Raw genomic sequence first — 21,627 nt, 5'->3', positions numbered from 1 at the left:
GCAGGCTCTCCCTAAAAAATTATGCTGCCCGGGCGGGGTTGACTGCGCGCTTGCGCAATATGAGGTAACCCGTGACCGCCGATAAAACCGAGCCGATTAAGATGCTAAGCTTGGCCCAGTTGATCAATTCAGGCTCGACGCTGGCGAAGGCCAGAGAGGCAATAAAGATCGACATGGTAAAACCAATACCGCACAGGATCCCTACCGCCATAATTTGCCGCATTGATGTCCCTTCCGGCAACGTCGCCCATTTGAGTTTCAACGCGAGCCAGCAGAATGCGCTAATCCCCACCGGCTTACCAATAAACAGCCCGGCGATAATCCCCAGCGGCAGCAGCGAGGTCAGTCCTTCGAGCGTAACGCCCTTAAGCGACACGCCAGCGTTGGCGAAAGCAAACAGCGGCAGAATCAAAAAAGAGACCCACGGGTGCAGAATATGCTCAAGCTGTTTCGCCGGAGATTTACCGTCACGCTCTTTAAGCGGGATCATAAAGCCAATGATGACCCCGGCAAGCGTGGCGTGCACGCCGGATTTCAGTACGGCGGTCCACAGTATCGTGCCCACCAGAATGTAGATCCCGGTACGCCGCACGCCGCTCAGGTTCAGGGCGACAAGCACGACGATGGCCGCCGCGGCAATAATCAACGACAGCACCGACAGATCGTTGGTGTAGAAGAGCGCGATGATAACAATCGCCCCCAGGTCGTCGATAATCGCCAGCGCCATCAGGAAGATTTTCAGGGCCGGGGAACCCGGCTTCCCAGCAGGGCAAGCACGCCGAGAGCAAAGGCAATATCGGTGGCCGCAGGGATAGCCCACCCCTCTCTGGCGATGGGGTCCTGGGCGTTAAAGGCCAGGTAAACCAGCGCGGGAACAACCATGCCGCCCAGCGCTGCGATAATGGGGAAGACAGCCTGCCGACGGCTGGCCAGCGCCCCCTGGAGCATCTCGCGCTTTACCTCCAGGCCAATCAGCAGGAAGAAGACCGCCATCAGCGCATCGTTGATCCACAGCAGCATGTTCTTATTGATTTCAAGCGCACCAACGCGCAGCTGGACAGGCGTTTCCAGAAATGAGTGATACAGGCCGCTGGTCGCTCCCATGTTCGCCAGCAGCATAGCCAGCGCCGCGGCGATGATAAGAATGATGCCTCCGGAAGCGTCACTACTAAAAAAACGCTGCAGATGTTTCACTTTTAATCTCTCTTTATGGCTAATACATCGGTAAAACTATCTTAATCAGCCTGATAAATCGAAAAAACAAGTTTATTACTGCATTATAGTTCGTTTTTTACGAGCAAAGCTATGCTTCCGGGAGGCGACTGTTCCAGGCGTGGCGCAGATGTTCAAGCACAAGCGTTACGTTGCCGGGGGACATACCGTTAAGGTAGGGAAGGAATGGATGTGACTGAATAAACTGGATAAAAGCCGTGGCGCCGCGCAGTGTCGCGTAGCGCAGATGGCGGGTTTTTTTATTGCCGGTCAGGTTACAGACGGCCAGCGAATAGTCCCGCGTTGAGAAAGCGCGCCAGACATTATTGCGAATTCCGCCGCTGAGAAAAAGGCGCGGCGGCATATCCAGGCGCGGCGGCGTTGTCCCCCGCTCTCTGACAAAAGCAATATGACAGCGCCCCTGGTGAATATCGTTGACGTTGGCCATCAGACAGCCGCCAAAAATAAAGCACTCCTGATCCAGATAGTGCTGAACGTTGAGTGCGCGTTCATCGGTAAGCTTATGCACCAGTTCAAAATGGCGATAGGCAGGCAATACCGGCTTCACCAGCATGCCCCGATCGTGGCAGTGCAATGCTGCGGGACCGTAATCAATATCATACAGCGCCCCCTGACGGCGCATTGTGAGCGCCTCTTTACGCTGCACCAGGTGAGTCAGCGTCCCTGGCGGTAGACGTTCTTCATACCGGGAGCGGTACTGATATTCGGCTTCCACGGGCTGGGAAGCGTAGTTTGTTGAGAGCGCCACGACATGGCCGGAGCCTTCTTCAACGGTCACCAATACATACAACAGACTATCGCTGCCGTTAAACCTGACGGTAAACGCGCGGGTGCTCAGCGCGATATCACAGGGGAAGCTGAACCGACTGCCCTCCTGGCGGCCCTGGTAAGAAAGGTGCGCCAGTTCACGCCTGAGCGTGGTGCTGTCGATGGCAAGGGCTGTGCGAATATCCTGCAAGGAAGTACCGGCCTGAATCAGCGCCGCCAGCTGCGTCTGCCGGGGCGAGGCCACGGCCTTTTTCGCCGCGATAAAGGTTTTATTGCAGAGGCGGCACAGCATGCGCTGCTCACCCTGCCGGGAAAACCCGTGTCGCTTTAATGAATAACCGCCGCAGCCGGGACACTGTTTAATCAGCCCTTTCCAGCCATGATTTACCGCCCGGCGAAAAAGGTTTAATGCATTAGAGGAGATAAGAGGAAACAGAAAACCACATTCCCGGCAGAGGACATTATTGCCCTGTAAAAGGTAATCCGGGCTATTTATTATGCCCAGATTGCGACAGCCCATTGTTTTACAGCTATCGACATTGACATTATCAAACATATTCTCTTCCTGCTAATATCCGTATAACAGCATCCTGAGTGCTTTTGCAGAAAAGTAGGTATTTATCTTGTGCTCGTTACGCTAAAAATAAAAAACCCTGATTCAATGCCATGCATTGAATCAGGCGGGCAGAGCCCAGGTGGCATAATATCTTTTTTATTACAGAAATGTTAGCCCCAGGTCACAGGGGTAGGCTTCTCGCCCCGGGCTTTCATTAAAGAGTCGTTATCAATATCCTGCTTATATTGCATAAATTCAGCGAACATCCGTTTTTCAACCTCCGGCTGCTTGCCAATCTGGTTCATGGTTTCGGCGCGATCCTGCTTAAGGTTATAGAGATATTTCGCTTTGCCCTCCCGGTCGATAATCATTTTCCAGTCGCCGTCACGAATCGCCCACAGGTCGGTTGGATCGTCCTGGAAAGGCATATCAATACCGAAAATCAGCGGCTTTTGCCGTTTCAGCTCGGCTTTTTCGAAAACAGGCGTCAGGGATTGACCGTCAATCGTCCGATCTTTGGGCAGATCGAATTTCATCATTTGCGCAAGCGTCGGCATCCAGTCCAGACCGGAGGCTGGCGTGTCCGTCACCATCCCTTGCGGCAGATGTTTGCCATATTTAATAATTGCCGGAACGCGAATGCCGCCCTCCCACAAATTGTCTTTACGTCCGCGCAGGCCGTCGGTCTCCCCGGCCATATTTAACTCATAGACCTTACGTGCTTCGCGCGTTACCGGGCCATTATCGCTGGTAAAAATAATGATGGTGTTATCCTCTTCACCCATCGCCTTGATTTTTTCGACCACTTTCCCGACCTGCTCATCCATATAGCTGATATTGGCATAATACTCACCCGGCCCGCGCCAGGGTTTATCCGCCCAGTCGCCGTAATACATATCCGGGTGCTGCTTCTGATAAGCGCTCATATACTGCGAATACATATCGAGATATTTCTTCGGCGAAGCGACGGGGGTATGCACTTCGGTGAAAGCGACATACAGGAAGAAGGGTTTATCTTCTTTTTTCTTCTCGCGCTCATCCAGCCAGCTCACCACTTCGGTACTGACCAGCTCGCCGCTGAGTAATTTTGCTTCGCCGACAGGTTTACCGTTGCGAAGAAAAGCATCCGGGTAGACGGCCCCGTAGCGGGGGCGCTCTTTGGCATTCGCCAGCCGTTCATTAGTAATAAACCCGCCTGCGTGTACCAGCGAATAGTCAAAGCCGATATCTTTGGCCTGCGGCTGATCGGTGCGATCCGCCCCGGCATTGAGGTGCAATTTACCCATTAACGCCGTGTCGTACCCCTGATTTTTTAACAGGTTGGCGATGGTAAGCTCATTACGCCCAATGGCGACATCTTTACCTGCCGGAATCCACGAACGAATGCCGGTACGAAAAGGCATGCGCCCGGTCAGCAAACCGGCACGGGAAGGCGAGCAGAGCGGCGCGGGGGCATAGTAATCAGTAAATTTAACCCCTTCCTGGGCGAGCTTATCAATATTTGGCGTTTTAACGATTTGATGACCATAAGCGCCTAAATCACCATAGCCTAAATCATCCGTTAAAATAATGACCAGATTGGGGCGCTTTGTGTCCTCTGCATGGGCCGTAGATAATACGCTGCCTGCACAGAACGCCAGACCAATCATGCTGGCAACGACTGTTCTTTTCATTTCAGCTCCTTTGAATAGATTAAAATTCATAACCAAGCATATAAATCATTTGATCGCCAAAACCGTCGTAGCCGAGTTTGTTATCAAAATAACGCCAGGTCACTGCCGCTTTCCAGCGTGGATAGAACTTCCATGCCAGGGTTAACCCGCCGTTTATACCGGTATGCCCGTGCTGCTGTTCGGCATAGGCATCATTGCGATCAAGCTCAAATTCATGCCAGTCGGAGAGGACGAATTTCTCGCCGCCCACCGTAAAGAACCAGGCAGCCGTCCAGCCAACCACATAGCCGTTCCAGCCGCTGGTCTGCCCGTATTTCTGCGAAACATAATCGCCGGATTGATTATGTAAACCAATATAGGGTTTAAAAAAGCCCCATTGACCCTGCCAGCCAAGGTATCCCAGCCCGTAGAACATATCTAAATCATCGCTCCACGAGTTATCCCACTGGCCATAGATTTTGCCAAACGCCGTATAATCAGAATCGAAAAGACGAACGTGCGTCATGGCGGAAACGGTGTGGTTTCGTCCGGCAACCGAATGATTTAAGACATTGCTTTCAAAAAACGAATAAAACTCCGCTTCACGAAAGTTAACGCCAAAATCAATAGTCGCTTTCCATACTTCACCACGATGGACGTTCTCAAAGCCGCTGTTCCAGTCGGCATAACCGGCATTCACTGAACCAAACGCATTTTTATATTCCAGAGCATGAGCAGAAAAACTACCTGCGGCGGTAGTTAATAAGAGCGTACAGGCAAGCAAAATTTCCTTTTTGAACACGTGACAATCTCCTGATTATTATAATCCGTGCGAACATACCTGATCTTTATGCAGCATTACGAAGTGCAACAAACGAAGCCAGTGTACAAAAAGAGCCATTTTTATATGTGATAGAGATATCACAATAGCGGGGTCAGACGGCCTGCCTGAGCCGTGTGTCAGAACATGTGGTTTTACCCGCCGTTACTCTTTGAATATAAATACAGCCGTGGCAATTATGTTTTGGTAATGGTTTTTGTCGCTGGTACAAAAAGAAGTGAAATATAAGAATGTGCTTTAGTTTATTCACACGCAGCGCCAGCGCATGTGAAATTTCTGACAGGTTAAACAGCAGCAATAAAAAAGGGCTGCCGCAGCAGCCCTTTCGGGGAGATGACCTAGCGGGTCAAATCATCAAAGAACTTCTTTACCCCGTCAAAGAAGCTTTTAGAGCGCGGGCTGTTGTTTTCGCCCGTTGGGCCGCCAAAGCTCTCCTGCAGGTCTTTCAGCAGCTGTTTCTGCTTCTCATTCAGACCGACCGGGGTTTCTACCACCACGCGGCACAGCAGATCGCCCTGCGCGCCGCCGCGAACCGATTTCACCCCTTTGCCGCGCATACGGAACAGCTTGCCGGTTTGCGTTTCGCTTGGCACTTTCAGCATCACGCGGCCATCCAGCGTCGGCACTTCGATCTCGCCGCCCAGCGCCGCCATGGCGAAGTTGATCGGCACTTCACAGTAGAGGTTATTGCCTTCACGTTCGAAGATCGGGTGCTGTTTTACCTGCACCTGTACGTACAGATCGCCTGCTGGCGCGCCATGCTCGCCGGCTTCGCCTTCACCGGCCAGACGGATACGGTCGCCGGTGTCAACGCCTGCCGGGATTTTAACGGACAGGGTTTTGGTTTTCTCAACGCGACCATGGCCGTGGCATTTGTTGCACGGATCTTTGATTAGCGTACCGCGCCCCTGGCAGTGCGGACAGGTCTGCTGTACGGCGAAGAAGCCCTGGCGCATCTGTACCTGGCCTGAACCGTGACAGGTTGGACAGGTTTGCGGCTGGCTGCCCGCCTTCGCGCCGCTGCCGTGGCAGACGTCGCACTCTTCCAGCGTAGGAATGCGGATCTCTTTGCTTACGCCGCGTACCGCCTCTTCCAGCGTCAGCTCCATGTTGTAGCGTAAATCAGCCCCGCGCGCCGCGCGCTGACGCCCACGACCGCCGCCAAAAATATCGCCGAAAACGTCGCCGAAGATATCGCTGAAATCCGCGCCGCCGCCAAAGCCGCCGCCGCCGAATCCACCGCCGCCCATACCGCCCTGCTCGAATGCGGCATGGCCGTACTGGTCGTAGGCCGCGCGTTTTTGCGCGTCGGTCAGGACTTCATAGGCCTCTTTAATTTCTTTAAATTTGGCTTCGGCCTCTTTGTCACCCTGGTTGCGGTCCGGGTGATATTTCATGGCCAGGCGCTTATAGGCCTTTTTGATTTCACGCTCTTCCGCTGTTTTCGGAACGCCTAAAATCTCGTAATAGTCTTGTTTAGCCATCTTTTTTATCTGCCCCTAACATGCGAGCACGGGCGGAGAGGAAACCTCTTCGCCCGTGCCAGTAATTACCCGTTCAAAGGGCGATTATTTTTTATCTTTCACTTCTTCGAACTCAGCATCGACAACATCGTCATCTTTGGCGTTGTTCGCAGAAGCGTCAGCGGAACCCGCCTGCTGCTGTGCGTGCTGTTGCTGTGCGATTTCCAGCAGTTTCTGGGAAACCTGCGCCAGCGCCTGCATTTTGGCTTCGATATCCGCTTTGTCTTCGCCTTTCAGGGACGTTTCCAGCGCGCTCAGCGCAGACTCGATAGCGGTTTTATCATCAGCCGGCAGTTTATCGCCTGCTTCTTCAACCTGCTTACGGGTGCTGTGCAGCAGGTGGTCGCCCTGGTTGCGGGTCTGCACCAGCTCTTCGAACTTGCGGTCAGACTCGGCGTTAGCTTCCGCTTCGCGCACCATTTTCTGGATCTCTTCCTCGTTCAGGCCGGAAGAGGCTTTAATGGTGATCTTCTGCTCTTTTCCGCTGTTTTTGTCTTTCGCGGAAACGTGCAGAATACCGTCGGCGTCGATGTCAAAGGTGACTTCGATCTGCGGCATACCACGCGGCGCCGGGTTGATACCATCCAGGTTGAACTGACCCAGAGACTTGTTATCGCCTGCGCGTTTACGCTCACCCTGCAGCACATGGATGGTTACAGCAGACTGGTTGTCTTCCGCCGTAGAGAACACCTGGCTGTGCTTGGTCGGGATAGTGGTGTTCTTGGTAATCAGCGGAGTCATTACGCCGCCCATGGTTTCGATACCCAGCGACAGCGGGGTAACGTCCAGCAGCAGAACGTCTTTAACATCACCGGTCAGAACGCCGCCCTGCACCGCTGCGCCGATAGCCACAGCTTCGTCCGGGTTAACGTCTTTACGCGGCTCTTTACCAAAGAACTCCGCCACTTTTTTCTGCACCATCGGCATACGGGTCTGACCCCCTACCAGGATAACATCCTGTACGTCAGATACAGACAGGCCAGCGTCCTGCAGAGCGACTTTCAGCGGCTCGATGGAACGGTTCACCAGGTCTTCTACCAGGCTTTCCAGTTTCGCGCGAGTCACTTTGATGTTCATGTGTTTCGGACCGGTAGCGTCTGCGGTGATGTACGGCAGGTTCACGTCGGTCTGCTGAGCGGAAGAGAGCTCAATTTTCGCTTTTTCAGCCGCTTCTTTCAGACGCTGCATCGCCAGCGGGTCGTTGCGCAGGTCAATGCCCTGGTCTTTCTTAAATTCGTCAACGAGGTAGTTGATCAAACGGGTATCGAAGTCTTCGCCGCCCAGGTGGGTATCACCGTTGGTCGCCAGAACTTCAAAGGTTTTTTCGCCGTCAACTTCGTCGATTTCGATAATAGAGATATCGAAAGTACCGCCGCCCAGGTCGTAGACCGCGATGGTACGGTTACCGGTCTCTTTATCCAGGCCGTAAGCCAGTGCGGCTGCGGTCGGTTCGTTGATGATACGTTTTACTTCCAGACCAGCGATACGGCCAGCATCTTTGGTTGCCTGACGCTGCGCATCGTTAAAGTAGGCCGGAACGGTGATAACCGCTTCGGTTACCGGCTCGCCCAGGTAATCTTCCGCCGTTTTCTTCATTTTTTTCAGTACTTCGGCAGAAATCTGCGGCGGGGCCATTTTCTGGCCTTTTACATCCAGCCATGCGTCGCCGTTGTCAGCGCCGATGATTTTGTAAGGCATGATAGAAACATCACGCTGAACTTCTTCGTCCTGGAAGCGGCGGCCAATCAGGCGTTTGATCGCAAACAGGGTGTTTTGCGGGTTTGTCACTGCCTGACGTTTAGCCGGCTGACCAACCAGAGTTTCACCATCCTGGGTATAGGCAATGATTGAAGGTGTGGTGCGGTCGCCTTCAGCATTTTCCAGCACGCGCGCAGTCGTGCCGTCCATGATCGCTACACAAGAGTTGGTAGTACCCAGGTCGATACCAATAATTTTACCCATCTAAACGTCTCCACTAAAAATTCGGTCAACATGTGGTTGTGAACCTGTAATAAGGGCGAAACGTGCGGTTTCAACTGCCCTTGTCTGTTTTTTTTCAGGTCCACACATTGCGGTTGTCTACAAGATGGGGTCGCAACGAAGCTCATCAAGGGGAAGGCATAAAAAAAATTGTAATTTCCCCCTGTTCAGATCATAGACACGTTAAATGGCGCTATTTATGATGCCGCGCCCCGCCCGGGAGAGTTGGCGCGGGAAACCCTTTTTTCACCTTTTTTGATGATTTTTTTGAGGAATTATGGGCAACACTAAGTTGGCTAATCCGGCTCCGCTGGGCCTGATGGGTTTCGGTATGACCACCATTCTGCTGAACCTGCACAATAGCGGTTTTTTCGCGCTGGATAGCGTTATTCTGGCAATGGGTATTTTTTATGGCGGTATCGCGCAGATTTTCGCGGGTCTGCTGGAATATAAGAAAGGCAACACCTTCGGTTTAACCGCCTTCACGTCTTACGGTTCTTTCTGGCTGACGCTGGTAGCGATTCTGGTGATGCCGAAAATGGGCCTTGCCGACGCAGCGAATGGCCACTTCCTGGGCGTGTATCTGGGGCTGTGGGGCGTATTCACGCTGTTTATGTTCTTTGGCACCCTGCAAGGCGCGCGTATGTTGCAGTTCGTGTTCCTGAGCCTGACCGTGCTGTTCGCCCTGCTGGCAGTAGGCAATATCGTAGAAAGCGAAAGCATTATTCATATTGCCGGCTGGGTGGGCATTATCTGCGGCGCCAGCGCTATCTACACGGCGATGGGCGAAGTACTGAACGAACAGTATGGCCGCACCGTTCTGCCGATTGGCGAAAAACACTGATTTCTCCTCGTGCCTGCCAGTCAGGCACGTTGCACCGCTCTTAAGGGCGCATTTTCTGATGTATTCCCCGGCATAATATCGCCTCCTTAACTGCCTTTTCTTTAACCACGATGATTTTTCATACCCGTAAAATCTATTGGCTACAGCGCTGGGCGGCGCTTTTCCTCACCGGCATACTCTCCGGGCTGGGGGGAATGCTGCTCGCCATGCTGATGCATGAGATTCAGCATCTCGCCTACGGCTACAGCCAGCACAGGCTAATTAGCCCCCAGACCTTTTTAGAGGGGGTGACGGACGCCAGCGCGCAGCGGCGCTTTATCGTGCTGATGGCCGCCGGCGTTATCGCAGGCGTTGGCTGGTGGCTGCTGGCTCGCTATGGCAGGAAACGCGTGACTATCGCCGCGGCGGTCGCCTCGCCGGATAAACCGATGCCGCTATTGACGACGCTGATTCATATCATTTTGCAGATCGTTACCGTGGCGCTGGGATCGCCGCTTGGGCGCGAAGTGGCCCCCAGGGAGGCGGGCGCGCTTTTTGCCGGCAGGATTGCCCGCCGTTTACGGCTGACCCCAGAGGATTGCCGGTTGATGATTGCCTGCGGCGCGGGAGCGGGCCTAGCAGCGGTCTATAACGTGCCTCTGGCAGGCGCTATTTTTACCCTCGAAGTCCTGCTGGTGAGCGTGAGCTGGGATGCGGCAATCGCCGCGCTGGCAACCTCGGCGCTGGCCGCCTGGGTCGCCTCGCTGGGTTTAGGCGATGAGCATCAGTACCATTTTACCGCCGAGTTCGCCGCAGGTTCGCTAGTCTATTGGGCGCTGCTTTCAGGCCCGCTGATTGGCGTGTGCGCCTGGCTGTTTCGGCGAATGACGCAATCCGCCCGTAATCGCGTGCGCACCGACTGGCAAATGCCGGTGTTCAGCCTGCTGGCTTTTACTCTGCTGGCTGTTTGCGCCATGTGGTTCCCCCAGCTGCCGGGCAACGGTAAAGGCGCAGCGCAGCTCTCTCTGGATGGCAGCCTCACCGCTGCGCTGGCGGCGACGCTGCTTGTTCTCAAAGTGGTGATTATTTGCGCCGTGATCCGCGGCGGCGCGGCGGGCGGATTGTTAACGCCGGGGCTGGCCGTCGGCGGGCTGCTGGGTACGCTGCTTTACCTTGTGGCTGGCGGCTTTTTTCCTGGCGGCGATGTGGAGAGTTTCGCCCTGCTGGGGGCAACCAGTTTCCTTGCCGCCTCGACGCATATGCCCGTTACGGCCATCGCGTTAGTGATGGAGTCCACCCGCATGGACCACTCGTTTCTGGTGCCCGTAGCGCTGGCGGTGGCAGGTGCCTACGCAACCTGCCGGGGACTGGAGTCCCGTCACCGTCGTTGAACGCCCGCGCTAAACCTGACGGGCGGATTCGGCCAGCGCCGGGCTCTCCTGAGCCGTCAGGTCCTGTCGAAGCCAGAGCCCAAGCGCCAGGCCAATCAGGGAGAGCGCCAGCACGTACCAGGCGGGGGCCATCGGCGACACGCCCATCAGCATCGTAACGGCGATTGGCGTCAGGCCGCCAAAAATGGCGTAGGAGACATTGTAGGAGAAGGAGATACCGGTAAAACGTACCTCTGCCGGGAACGCACGAACCATGACATAAGGCACCGCGCCCACCACGCCAACGCAGAAGCCCACCAGCCCGTACAGGGTAAACAGATGTTCCGGGTGGCTGCCTGACAGATGATAGAAAAACCAGCTTGAACAGGCGAGCAGGATACTGCCGACAATGAACGTTTTGCTGGCGCCGACTTTATCCACCACCAGCCCGGCGACCAGGCAGCCCAGGCACAGCATTACGGTGGCAACGCTATTCGCCTGTAAGGTCAGCGCGGGCGCAAAACCATACTGTTTCTGCAGCCAGACCGGCGACATCAAAATGACCACCACAATCCCGGCGGAAAGCAGCCAGGTGAGCAGCATAGAGATAACCACCGCCTTTTTGTGTTTTAACACCACCGCTTTCACCGGCAGCTCTTTCGCCAGCGCTTTACGCTGCTGCATCTCCAGGAAAATAGGCGTCTCCTGCAGCCAGCGGCGTAAATACATGGCGACCAGGCCGAAAGCGCCGCCCAGCAGGAAAGGAATACGCCAGCCGCCGTCGTGGATTGCCTGCTGCGTCATGCTGGTGTTGATAAGGGTCGCCACGATAGAGCCGAGCAAAATGCCGACGGTCAGGCCCGCAGTCAGTGTGCCGCAGGCAATACCGATGCGCCGCGCCGGAACATGCTCAGCAACGAACACCCACGCCCCCGGCACTTCTCCGCCGATAGCCGCGCCCTGCAAGACGCGCATCAACAGCAGCAGCAGCGGCGCGACAATCCCCATTGAGGCATAGGTTGGCAGTAAGCCAATTGCCAGCGTTGGCACCGCCATTAGCAGGATGCTCAGGGTAAACATTTTTTTGCGACCCACCAGATCGCCAAAGTGCGCCATGACAATACCGCCCAACGGACGCGCCAGATAGCCAGCGGCAAAAATGCCGAAGGTCTGAACCTGGCGCAGCCATTCGGGAATATCGGCAGGAAAGAAGAGCTCACCCACGACCGCTGCGAAAAAAACAAAGATGATGAAATCGTAGAATTCGAGCGCGCCGCCTAAAGCGGCAAGGGTGAGCGTCTTATAATCCTGGCTATTGAGAGGACGATTGTGTTTTGACATAGCGGGCCACTTGTAAAGAGGTGTGTTAATAAAAAATTTACGGTCACTGTAAATTAAAAATTACTATACCGTAAATTAAAGAACACGCCATAGCCCGTATAGCTTATAGTACAAACCGCATTACATTCAGGATAATGTCTCGCGTCTTGCGCTTTTAGGGCGAAAAGCCGCTACCACCAGCGGATCGGTTTCCACATACGGCCCCTCAAGAAGCTGTACACAATACGGTACACTGGCGAAAATTCCTGCCACCTTCACCTGCCCGTCTTCACCTTTTACCCCCTCCAGCGTCTCTTTAATGGATTTGGGCTGCCCTGGCAGGTTAATAATCAGCGCCTGCTTGCGAATAACGCCTACCTGCCGCGAGAGAATGGCCGTCGGCACAAAGTGCAGGCTGATTTGACGCATCTGTTCGCCGAAGCCCGGCATTTCACGATCCGCCACGGCGAGGGTGGCGTCGGGCGTGACGTCACGACGCGCTGGCCCGGTCCCGCCGGTGGTCAGCACCAGATGACAGCTCATCTCGTCCACCAGTTCGCACAGGGTCTGTTCAATAATGCTTTGTTCGTCAGGAATCAGCCGCATTTCAAGCGTAAACGGCGTGGTCAGCGCCTGCGTCAGCCAGGCTTCAAGGGCAGGAATGCCTTTATCTTCATACACACCGCTGGAAGCGCGGTCAGAAACAGAAACTAAGCCAATGCGTAAGGTATTCATATCTCATCCGTTCAGAAAAAGCTGATAACGGAAATGATACACGCTGAGGAGGGATGCCAACAGAGGAAGAGCGTGACCGGGAGCCCGGTCACGCCAGAGGATTACAGCAGATCGCCGATCATTTTTTCCAGTTTTTCCTGGTCAACGGCAAATTTGCGGATGCCGTCCGCCAGTTTGTCGACCGCCATCGGGTCCTGGTTGTGTTCCCAGAAGAACTGCGCTTCGGTGATGCGCTCCGGACGCGCTTTGACTTCGCCGGTGTAAGAGAGCTTACGCTCGATAGCGCCTTCGCTTTCCGCCAGCTCTTTCAGCAGCGCCGGGGCGATGGTCAGACGGTCGCAGCCCGCCAGTTCCAGGATCTCGCCAACGTTACGGAAGCTGGCGCCCATCACGACGGTCTCGTAGCCGTGCTGTTTGTAGTACTGATAGATTTCAGAGACGGAAACCACGCCCGGATCTTCCGCTGGGGCATACTCTTTCTTATCGGTATTGGCTTTGTACCAGTCGAGAATACGGCCCACGAACGGGGAGATCAGGTAGACGCCCGCTTCGGCGCAGGCGCGCGCCTGAGCGAAGGAGAACAGCAGCGTCAGGTTACAGTTGATGCCCTCTTTTTCCAGCTGCTCCGCTGCGCGAATGCCCTGCCAGGTAGAAGCCAGTTTGATCAGAATGCGATCGTTGCTGATGCCTGCATCGTTATAGAGCTTGATAAGACGTTTTGCCTTGGCGATAGACGCGTCGGTATCGTAAGAGAGACGAGCGTCAACCTCTGTAGAGATACGACCAGGGATCAGCTTGAGGATTTCCAGACCGATATTCACCGCCAGCTTGTCAGACGCATCGACGATCTGCTGCGCGCGGTCGCTGCTCTGGCCTTTCGCCCAGTTAATAGCATCATCAATGAGCTTGCGGTATTCAGGGATTTGCGCGGCGCCCAGGATCAGAGAAGGGTTGGTGGTCGCGTCCTGCGGCTGGTACAGCTTCATTGCCGCGATATCTCCGGTGTCAGCCACGACTGTGGTGTATTGACGCAGAGAAGTCAATTTATCCGTCATGATAGTGTTTCTCTTTGAACTTGTTAGGGGGATGTAACCGGTCTGTCCTGATGATAACACGACGCCCTGCCAGCGCAACCGCAGACATGACCCGGAGAAAGCCTCCCGCAGGCGGAAATATTACGTTAAATTTATTAATTGCCCGCTAACGATGACTTTGCGGATAATGGGCGCAGACAATCCTGCGTACCGGCATCAACAAGAGGGATGTTAATGCCTGAATTTTTCTCATTCATCAGTGAAATATTATGGGGTTCACTGATGCTTTATCTGCTGCTTGCCGCAGGCATCTGGTTTGCTTTTCAAAGCAAATTCGTGCCGTTTCGTCTGTTCGGCGATTTTTACCACAATCTCAAAAACAGCCGCGCGCAGTCCGGCGGGCTCACCTCGTATCAGGCATTATTTCTTAGCCTTGCCGGGCGTATGGGCAGCGGCAACATTGCCGGGGTCGCGCTGGCGATTTTGGCCGGGGGGCCTGGCGCACTCTTCTGGATGTGGGTCTGCGCGTTTATCGGTATGGCAACCTGCTTTGCAGAAGCAACGCTGGCGCAGCTCTATAAAGAGCGGGATACGCATCAGCGCTTTCGCGGCGGCCCTGCCTGGTATATGGCGCGTGGCCTGGGCATGCGCTGGATGGGTGTGCTCTTCTCGGTCTTTTTGCTGGTGGTGTACGGTCTGCTGTTTAACACCATTCAGGCAAATGCCGTGGTGCATGCGGTGCGCTATGCCTGGGATATCCCGGAAACCTGGACCGGCATGCTGCTGGCAGGCCTGCTGCTGCTGTTGATAAGCGGCGGCTTACGGCGAATCGCGCGCTTTATGCAGTACGCGGTGCCGGTTGTTGCCATCGCCTGGGTGGCGATGAGCATCGGGGTCGGCGTTGCGCATTTTAGCCAGGTACCGGGGGCCATTATCGCCATTATCAAGGGGGCCTTTGGCTGGCAGGAAGCGGCAGCCGGAACGATGGGGTACACCTTAAGCCAGGCGCTGACCAGCGGCTTTCAGCGTAGTATGTACTCCAATGAAGCGGGAATGGGCTCAACCCCTAACGCCGCGGCAGCCGCGGCGTCATCGCCCCCTCACCCTGCCGCGCAGGGCTTCGTGCAAATTATCGGCGTGGTGATCGACACCTTTATCGTCTGCTCCGCCAGCGCGCTGGTGCTGCTGCTGGCGAATATCACCCCCACCGAAAATAACTTCAACGGCATTCAGATTATGCAGCAGTCGATTGTCGCGCTGACCGGGCCATGGGGGTCAGGTTATGTGGCGGCGATCATTTTTATGTTCGCCTTCAACTCCATCGCTATCAATTATGTCTATGCGCAAAACAACCTGGTGTTTCTGCGGCTCAACAGCAGGCGCAACCGCTGGCTGCTGCGCATCGGGATCGTATTGATGATCATGGTGGGCTCGCAGCTCAGGCTGACGATGTTCTGGTATACGGCGGATGTCATCATGGCGTTTATGGCGATAACCAACCTGACGGCGATCCTGCTGCTGTCGCCGGTGGTAAATGTTGTCGCCAGCGATTACCTGCGCCAGCGCAAACTGGGTTTAACGCCGGTATTTGACCCGAAACGCTACCCGGACATTGAGAGGCAGCTCGCCCCCGGCGCGTGGGATGAGCGATCCGGCGTGTAAACGACAATCGCAACTATTGATCATTCGCGCGCCGTTTTTTGTTAGAGTCAGCAAAAATTCTCCTGCAAGGACCGATTATGCTGATTCTTATCTCTCCGGCTAAAACGCTTGATTACCAAAGCGAGCTGGCTACCACGCGCTTCACCCAGCCGGAACTGCTGGACTATTCCCAGCAGTTAATTGATGTGGCGCGCCAGCTAACCGCCCCGCAGATTAAAGCGCTGATGGGAATCAGCGACAAACTCGCCGACCTTAACGCCACCCGTTTTCATGACTGGCAGCCCGATTTCACGCCCGATAATGCCCGCCAGGCGATCCTGGCGTTTAAAGGCGACGTCTATACCGGTTTGCAGGCGGAAACCTTTAGCGAGGCGGATTTCGATTTCGCGCAGCAGCATTTGCGAATGCTCTCTGGCCTGTACGGCGTGCTGCGCCCGCTGGATCTGATGCAGCCCTATCGCCTTGAGATGGGCATCCGCCTGGAAAATAGCAAAGGCAAAGACCTTTATCAGTTCTGGGGCGAAACCATTACCCATACGCTGAATGACGCTATCGCAGCCCAGGGCGACGATATCGTGGTGAACCTGGCGTCGGATGAGTATTTCAAAGCGGTGAAGCCGCAAAAACTGAACGCGCAGATCATCAAGCCGGTCTTTCTCGATGAGAAAAACGGCAAGTTCAAAGTGATCAGCTTCTATGCGAAAAAAGCGCGCGGGCTGATGAGCCGCTTCATTATTGAAAACCGACTGACAAAGCCTGAGCAGCTCACGGCATTCAATAGCGAAGGCTACTTCTTTGATGAGGAAGGGTCTGCCGGGGGCGAACTGGTGTTCAAGCGCCACGAGCAGTAAAACGTTGCTCCCGGATTGCGCCGTCTCTTGTCCGGGAGCCTCTGCGGTTAATGATGATACCCGCGGTCCGGCCCGCGACGGTGGTCATCATGACGATCGTGATGGTCACGATTGTCATGGGCGCGCCAGTGGTTATCCCGCCATTCGTAGTGTGATTTCCACCAGCCATGATCGCGCCAGTGGCCGCCGTCCCAGTAATTCCCATGATTATCACGATCGCCGATTTGCAGCTTCACCGCCGGTAGCAGGGTGATTTCCGCCGCCTGTGCCGCCATCGGGGCAGCCAGCATCAGCGAAAGCGCAATGAGAGCAGGTTTTAATTTAGACATGGGTGACTCCTTTTCACTGTTGCCCGATATGGGCTGAAAAAGAGATTACGTGAAGTGAAGCCGGGGCGTAAGACGTTACAATCCTAATATCTAAGTGCCCGCATTTATTGGGAATTTCTACTTTTTTCCTGCTTTTTTTCTCCTTATTTTCTCCATAAAAAAAGCCGGGCGGCATCTCTGCTTCGCCCGGCCTTTACGGCTGTTTTTATCGCGCCATCATCAGCTTACGCAGCTGCGCAAAATCGGCAGGCAGGTGGTGGGAGAGCAGCGGCAAGTCGGCGCGCTCCGCCAGCTCTTTCGGCAGCGGCAGCGGCTCGCCGAGGATATCCTCCACGCTCTCTTTGAACTTCGCCGGATGCGCAGTGCCAAGGAACAGGCCGTATTCGCCCGGCTTAAGCTGATCGCGCAGCGCCCGGTACGCTATCGCCGCGTGCGGCTCAGAAAGATACCCTTTATCTTTCAGCTCACGCATAGTGGCTTTGGTGGTTTCGTCATCCACCGCCGCATAACCCAGTTCGTTCAGGCGCCAGATCTTACGACGGAACAGCTCCTCTACGCGCGGCCAGTTGTTCGGCTGTGACACATCCATCGCGTTAGAGAGCGTCGCCTGGGTCGCATTGGGCTTCCACTCCCCTTCCTTGAGGAAGCGCGGCACGGTGTCGTTGGCATTAGTGGCGGCGATAAAACGCTTGATCGGCAGCCCCAGCGCTTTTGCCAGCAGGCCCGCAGTGAGGTCGCCGAAGTTGCCGCTGGGTACAGAGACCACAAGTTGATTGCGCGCTTCCTGCGGCAGCTGCGCCACCGCTTCGAAGTAGTAGCAAATCTGCGCCAGCAGGCGGCTGATGTTAATCGAGTTGGCGGAGTTCAGGCCCAGCGCAGTTTTCAGCTCTTCATCATCAAACGCCTGCTTCACCAGCGCCTGGCAGGCGTCAAAATCCGCATCCACGGCTACGGTTTCGATATTGCCGCCAAGGGTACAGAACAATTTTTCCTGCAGCGGGCTGATTTTGCCGTTCGGATAGAGGATCACTACCCGGACGTTTTTCAGGCCGTAAAAGGCGTGGGCAACCGCAGCGCCTGTATCGCCGGAGGTGGCAGTCAGAATGGTCACCGGCTTATCGCCGCTGATGGCGGTAAGCATCTGCGCCATAAAGCGCCCGCCAAAATCTTTAAACGCCAGCGTCGGACCGTGGAACAGCTCCAGGCAACCGACATCCCCTTCGACCTGGCTTACCGGAGCCGGGAAGGTAAAGGCCGTGCGCACACGCGCCTCCAGCGCCTCCTGCGGAATCTCATCACCGATGAAAGCCGCCAGAATTTTGGCGCTGCGGGTGACAAAATCCATATTCAGCATGTCATCAATTTCAGTCAGGCTAAATTCCGGTAGCTCGAGGGGAAAGAACAGCCCCTGGTTTTTGCCAAGCCCTTGCGTGACGGCCTGCGCAAAGCTGACCTGTTCGTTGTGATCTTTTAAATTATAGAGTTTCATTGGTTATCCCACTACTCGTGCACCTGCCGTGTCCAGACGGCAAATATGAACAAAGCCTTCCTGATTTTGCAAATAGTGTTTGCTGAGCCAGTCGGCCACGCGCTGCGCCGTCTCCGTTTTATCACACAGGGCAAACAGCGTTGGCCCGGAGCCGGAGATACCGCAGGCAAGCGCGCCGATATCGGTCGCCGCCTGCCGCGCCTCGTTAAAACCCGGCAGCAGTTTCATGCGGTAAGGTTCGGCAATCACATCTTTCATTAATTTCGCCGCCAGCCCAGGCTGGCGGGAATAACAGGCGTGAATAAAGCCCGCCAGATGCCGCCCGTGGGCGATACAGTCCTGTCGGCGATACTGAGCCGGCAGGATTGCCCGCGCCTCTGCCGTCGAGACTTTAATCCCCGGATAGGCCAGCACCCACAGCCATTCGTCAAAGCCTGGCACCTGCTGGCTGATGATGCCGTTTTCCTCGATCATCAGCTGCATCCCGCCCAGGTAACAGGGCGCAACGTTATCATAATGCACGCTGCCGGAGATGCGCCCTTCCAGCTCGCCCATCAGCGCCAGCATACGCTGTTCACTGAGCGGCTTGCCGCAATATTCATTCATCGCCACCAGCGCGGCGACTACCGAGCAGGCGCTGGAGCCGAGGCCTGAGCCAATCGGCATGTTTTTTTCCAGCGTCATCGCCACCGGCACCGTTTTGCCTATCTCCTGGCAGAAACGCTCCCAGCACTGGTACACGATGTTTTCCCGCGGCTCTGTGGGCAGTTTGCTGGCGAAACGCCCCACGTTTTGCAGGCTAAAACTGTCCGCCGCCTCCACCGAGACATTGTCGCCGAGCAGCGTGCCGTCAACGGGAGTGACCGCCGCGCCCAGCACATCAAAACCCACGCTCATATTGGCGCTGGAGGCCGGAGCATATACTTTCACCATCTTAAACTCCCAGCTTCCAGGACAGGGTACGTAACAGGTCAGCGAAAACGCCAGCCGCGGTAACATCATTACCCGCGCCGTAACCGCGCAGCACCAGCGGTAGCGGCTGGTAATAGTGGCTATAGAACGCCAGCGCGTTCTCGCCGTTTTTCACTTTATAAAGGGGATCGTTGCCGTCAACCTCGGCGATTTTCACCCGGCAGGTGCCATCGTCCTCAATGTTGCCGACGTAGCGCAGCACTTTGCCTGCGTCGCGCGCCTGGGCAACGCGTGCGGCGAAAGCGTCATCCAGCTTCGGCAGGTTGGCCATAAAGCTTGCCACATCGCCGCTGTCATCGAACGTGTTCGGCAAAACTGGCTCAATCACGATATCGCTGAGTTCCAGTTCACGGCCGGTTTCACGGGCCAGAATCAACAGCTTACGGGCAACGTCCATGCCGGAGAGATCGTCGCGCGGGTCTGGCTCGGTATAGCCCATTTCGCGCGCCATGTTAGTCGCTTCGGAGAGGCTCATGCCTTCATCCAGTTTGCCGAAGATAAACGACAGCGAGCCGGAAAGAATGCCGGAGAAACGTTGCAGTTCATCCCCTGCGTTCAGCAGGTTTTGCAGGTTTTCGATAACCGGCAGCCCTGCGCCGACGTTGGTGTCATAAAGGAATTTACGGCGCGACTTCGCCGCGGCGTGGCGCAACTGGTGGTAGTACGCCATTGACGAGGTGTTCGCTTTTTTGTTCGGCGTCACCACGTGGAAGCCCTCGCGCAGGAAATCGGCGTACTGATCGGCCACGGCCTGGCTGGAGGTACAGTCGACAATCACCGGGTTCAGCAGATGGTACTCTTTCACCAGCCGGATCAGCCGCCCAAGGTTGAAAGACTCTTTGGCTTCCGCCAGCTCGGCCTGCCAGTTTTCGAGGTTCAGACCGTGAACACTGGTCAGCAACGCCTTCGAGTTGGCGACGCCGCAGACGCGCAGGTCAATGTGCTTGTTCTTAAGCCAGCCCTGCTGACGTTTAATCTGCTCAATCAGCGCGCCGCCGACGCCGCCGACGCCGATAACGAAGACTTCGATAACCTGATCGGTGTTGAACAGCATCTGGTGGGTCACACGCACACCGGTGGTGGCGTCGTCATTATTGACCACCACCGAGATAGAGCGCTCGGAAGAGCCCTGGGCAATGGCGACGATATTGATATTGGCGCGGGCCAGCGCGGCAAAAAACTTCGCCGAGATGCCGCGCAGCGTGCGCATACCATCCCCCACGACGGAGATGATCGCCAGCCGCTCTACCACCGCTAACGGCTCCAGTAAGCCCTCTTTCAGTTCCAGGTAGAATTCATCGTTCATGGCGCGCTGGGCGCGGACGCAGTCGGACTGCGGCACGCAGAAGCTGATGCTGTATTCCGAGGAGGATTGCGTAATCAACACCACCGAAATACCGGCCCGGGACATGGCGGCAAATACGCGCGCCGCCATGCCGATCATCCCTTTCATGCCCGGCCCGGAGACGCTGAACATCGCCATATTATTCAGGTTAGAGATGCCCTTAACCGGCAGGCCGTCTTCATCGGACGTCGCGCCAATCAACGTGCCTGGCGCCTGTGGATTACCGGTGTTTTTAATCAGGCAGGGGATCTGAAACTGGGCGATGGGGGTAATGGTGCGCGGGTGAAGCACTTTCGCGCCAAAGTAGGAGAGTTCCATCGCCTCCTGGTAGGACATGGACTTGAGCAGGCGGGCATCCGGCACCTGGCGCGGGTCGCAGGTGTAAACGCCGTCGACATCGGTCCAGATTTCACAGCAGTCGGCGCGAAGGCAGGCGGCAAGCACCGCCGCTGAGTAGTCGGAGCCGTTACGCCCCAGCACCACCAGTTCGCCCTTCTCGTTACCGGCGGTAAAGCCCGCCATCAGGATCATATGGTCGGCAGGAATTTTGCTGGCGGCAATACGGCGGGTGGACTCAGTGATATCCACCGTTGATTCAAGGTAGTGACCAACGGCCAGTAATTTTTCGACGGGATCGATAACGCTGACTTTATGGCCGCGTGCTTCCAGCAGGCCCGCCATAATAGCGATGGAGAGCTTTTCACCGCGGCAGATCAGCGCCGCATTGATGCTGTCCGGGCACTGGCCAAGCAGGCTGATGCCGTGCAGGACATGTCGTATCTGGGCAAACTCTTGTTCAACGAAACTTTTTAACTGTGCGAGGGGAAATTCGGGTTGCGCCTCCGCCAGTCCCTGTAGCAGTTCGGCAAAAATACGTTCGGCATCGCTGATATTCGGTAACGCATCCTGTCCACTGATGGTTTTTTCAATCATCGCCACCAGGTGGTTAGTAATTTTCGCCGGGGCAGATAACACAGTCGCCACCTGCCCCTGCCTGGCATTACTTTCCAGGATATCGGCAACACGCAGAAACCTTTCCGCATTTGCCACTGATGTACCGCCGAACTTCAACACTCGCATGGTTTTACCCCTTGAACTTTAGTCGAAAAAAAAGCCCGCACTGTTCAGGTGCGGGCTTTTTTCT

16 protein-coding genes, 1 pseudogene and 1 other annotated feature (1 of these 18 running past the window's edge) are annotated in these 21,627 nt (G+C 55.5%); of the genes and pseudogenes, 4 read left to right on the top strand and 13 right to left on the bottom strand.

Features of this window, described 5'->3' with window-relative positions; all coding sequences use genetic code 11:
• Positions 1-19: 19 nt before the first annotated feature.
• The 6 genes and pseudogenes from nhaA to dnaK all read right to left on the bottom strand — a co-directional run bounded on the left by nhaA (position 20) and on the right by dnaK (position 8,535).
• A pseudogene (gene nhaA, locus ENTHG_RS16450) lies at positions 20-1,194 on the bottom strand (Na+/H+ antiporter NhaA).
• Positions 1,195-1,303: 109 nt separating this feature from the next.
• Positions 1,304-2,557: an IS1/IS1595 family N-terminal zinc-binding domain-containing protein gene (locus tag ENTHG_RS16445; protein ID WP_044182004.1), complete on the bottom strand. Its 1,254-nt coding sequence runs from the start codon at positions 2,555-2,557 to the stop codon at positions 1,304-1,306.
• A gap of 170 nt (positions 2,558-2,727) precedes the next feature.
• On the bottom strand, positions 2,728-4,230 hold the full coding sequence (locus ENTHG_RS16440) for a sulfatase family protein (RefSeq protein ID WP_044182002.1): 1,503 nt from the start codon (positions 4,228-4,230) through the stop codon (positions 2,728-2,730).
• Between the two features lie 19 nt (positions 4,231-4,249).
• On the bottom strand, positions 4,250-5,011 hold the full coding sequence (locus ENTHG_RS16435; protein WP_044182000.1) for an outer membrane protein OmpK: 762 nt from the start codon (positions 5,009-5,011) through the stop codon (positions 4,250-4,252).
• Between the two features lie 377 nt (positions 5,012-5,388).
• Positions 5,389-6,534 carry a molecular chaperone DnaJ gene (gene dnaJ, locus ENTHG_RS16430; protein ID WP_044181997.1) on the bottom strand — a complete coding sequence of 382 codons (1,146 nt, stop codon included), beginning with the start codon at positions 6,532-6,534 and terminating at the stop codon, positions 5,389-5,391.
• An 84-nt stretch (positions 6,535-6,618) separates the two neighbouring features.
• Positions 6,619-8,535: a molecular chaperone DnaK gene (dnaK, locus tag ENTHG_RS16425; protein ID WP_044181994.1), complete on the bottom strand. Its 1,917-nt coding sequence runs from the start codon at positions 8,533-8,535 to the stop codon at positions 6,619-6,621.
• Positions 8,536-8,830: 295 nt separating this feature from the next.
• Between dnaK and satP the strand changes: the two genes are divergently transcribed.
• Together satP and ENTHG_RS16415 are read left to right on the top strand one after the other, a co-directional pair.
• A complete protein-coding gene (gene satP / locus ENTHG_RS16420; protein ID WP_044181990.1) occupies positions 8,831-9,397 on the top strand; it encodes an acetate uptake transporter in 567 nt (188 codons plus the stop codon).
• Between the two features lie 110 nt (positions 9,398-9,507).
• Positions 9,508-10,767, top strand: coding sequence for a chloride channel protein (locus tag ENTHG_RS16415; protein ID WP_044181987.1), 1,260 nt, complete (start codon positions 9,508-9,510; stop codon positions 10,765-10,767).
• A gap of 9 nt (positions 10,768-10,776) precedes the next feature.
• Here ENTHG_RS16415 and ENTHG_RS16410 read toward each other — a convergent pair whose 3' ends face one another.
• The 3 genes from ENTHG_RS16410 to tal all read right to left on the bottom strand — a co-directional run bounded on the left by ENTHG_RS16410 (position 10,777) and on the right by tal (position 13,856).
• Positions 10,777-12,087 carry an MFS transporter gene (locus ENTHG_RS16410; RefSeq protein ID WP_044181984.1) on the bottom strand — a complete coding sequence of 437 codons (1,311 nt, stop codon included), beginning with the start codon at positions 12,085-12,087 and terminating at the stop codon, positions 10,777-10,779.
• 126 nt (positions 12,088-12,213) lie between these two features.
• Positions 12,214-12,801 carry a molybdopterin adenylyltransferase gene (gene mog, locus ENTHG_RS16405; protein WP_044181981.1) on the bottom strand — a complete coding sequence of 196 codons (588 nt, stop codon included), beginning with the start codon at positions 12,799-12,801 and terminating at the stop codon, positions 12,214-12,216.
• A gap of 101 nt (positions 12,802-12,902) precedes the next feature.
• Positions 12,903-13,856, bottom strand: a complete 954-nt coding sequence (gene tal / locus ENTHG_RS16400; RefSeq protein WP_044181978.1) for a transaldolase — start codon at positions 13,854-13,856, stop codon at positions 12,903-12,905.
• A 213-nt stretch (positions 13,857-14,069) separates the two neighbouring features.
• Between tal and ENTHG_RS16395 the strand changes: the two genes are divergently transcribed.
• On the top strand, positions 14,070-15,497 hold the full coding sequence (locus ENTHG_RS16395; RefSeq protein ID WP_044181974.1) for an alanine/glycine:cation symporter family protein: 1,428 nt from the start codon (positions 14,070-14,072) through the stop codon (positions 15,495-15,497).
• A 77-nt stretch (positions 15,498-15,574) separates the two neighbouring features.
• Entirely contained in the window at positions 15,575-16,348 is a 774-nt protein-coding gene (gene yaaA / locus ENTHG_RS16390; RefSeq protein WP_044181972.1) for a peroxide stress protein YaaA, read from the top strand.
• Between the two features lie 47 nt (positions 16,349-16,395).
• Here yaaA and ENTHG_RS16385 read toward each other — a convergent pair whose 3' ends face one another.
• The 4 genes from ENTHG_RS16385 to thrA form a co-directional block, all read right to left on the bottom strand.
• Positions 16,396-16,677: a DUF2502 domain-containing protein gene (locus tag ENTHG_RS16385; RefSeq protein WP_044181968.1), complete on the bottom strand. Its 282-nt coding sequence runs from the start codon at positions 16,675-16,677 to the stop codon at positions 16,396-16,398.
• Between the two features lie 205 nt (positions 16,678-16,882).
• Entirely contained in the window at positions 16,883-18,166 is a 1,284-nt protein-coding gene (thrC, locus tag ENTHG_RS16380) for a threonine synthase (protein ID WP_044181965.1), read from the bottom strand.
• Between the two features lie 3 nt (positions 18,167-18,169).
• The gene (thrB, locus tag ENTHG_RS16375) at positions 18,170-19,099 is read right to left on the bottom strand and encodes a homoserine kinase (protein ID WP_044181962.1); all 930 of its coding nucleotides are present in this window, start codon (positions 19,097-19,099) and stop codon (positions 18,170-18,172) included.
• A gap of 1 nt (position 19,100) precedes the next feature.
• Complete coding sequence (gene thrA / locus ENTHG_RS16370) at positions 19,101-21,563, bottom strand: bifunctional aspartate kinase/homoserine dehydrogenase I (RefSeq protein WP_044181959.1); 2,463 nt, start codon at positions 21,561-21,563, stop codon at positions 19,101-19,103.
• A 24-nt stretch (positions 21,564-21,587) separates the two neighbouring features.
• Positions 21,588-21,627 (bottom strand) — a sequence feature (Thr leader region) (it continues 75 nt past the right edge of the window).

It is taken from the genome of Phytobacter massiliensis JC163 (genome assembly GCF_000321045.1).
Lineage (GTDB): Bacteria > Pseudomonadota > Gammaproteobacteria > Enterobacterales > Enterobacteriaceae > Phytobacter_A > Phytobacter_A massiliensis.
This window is presented reverse-complemented; position numbering and strand designations above follow the sequence as displayed.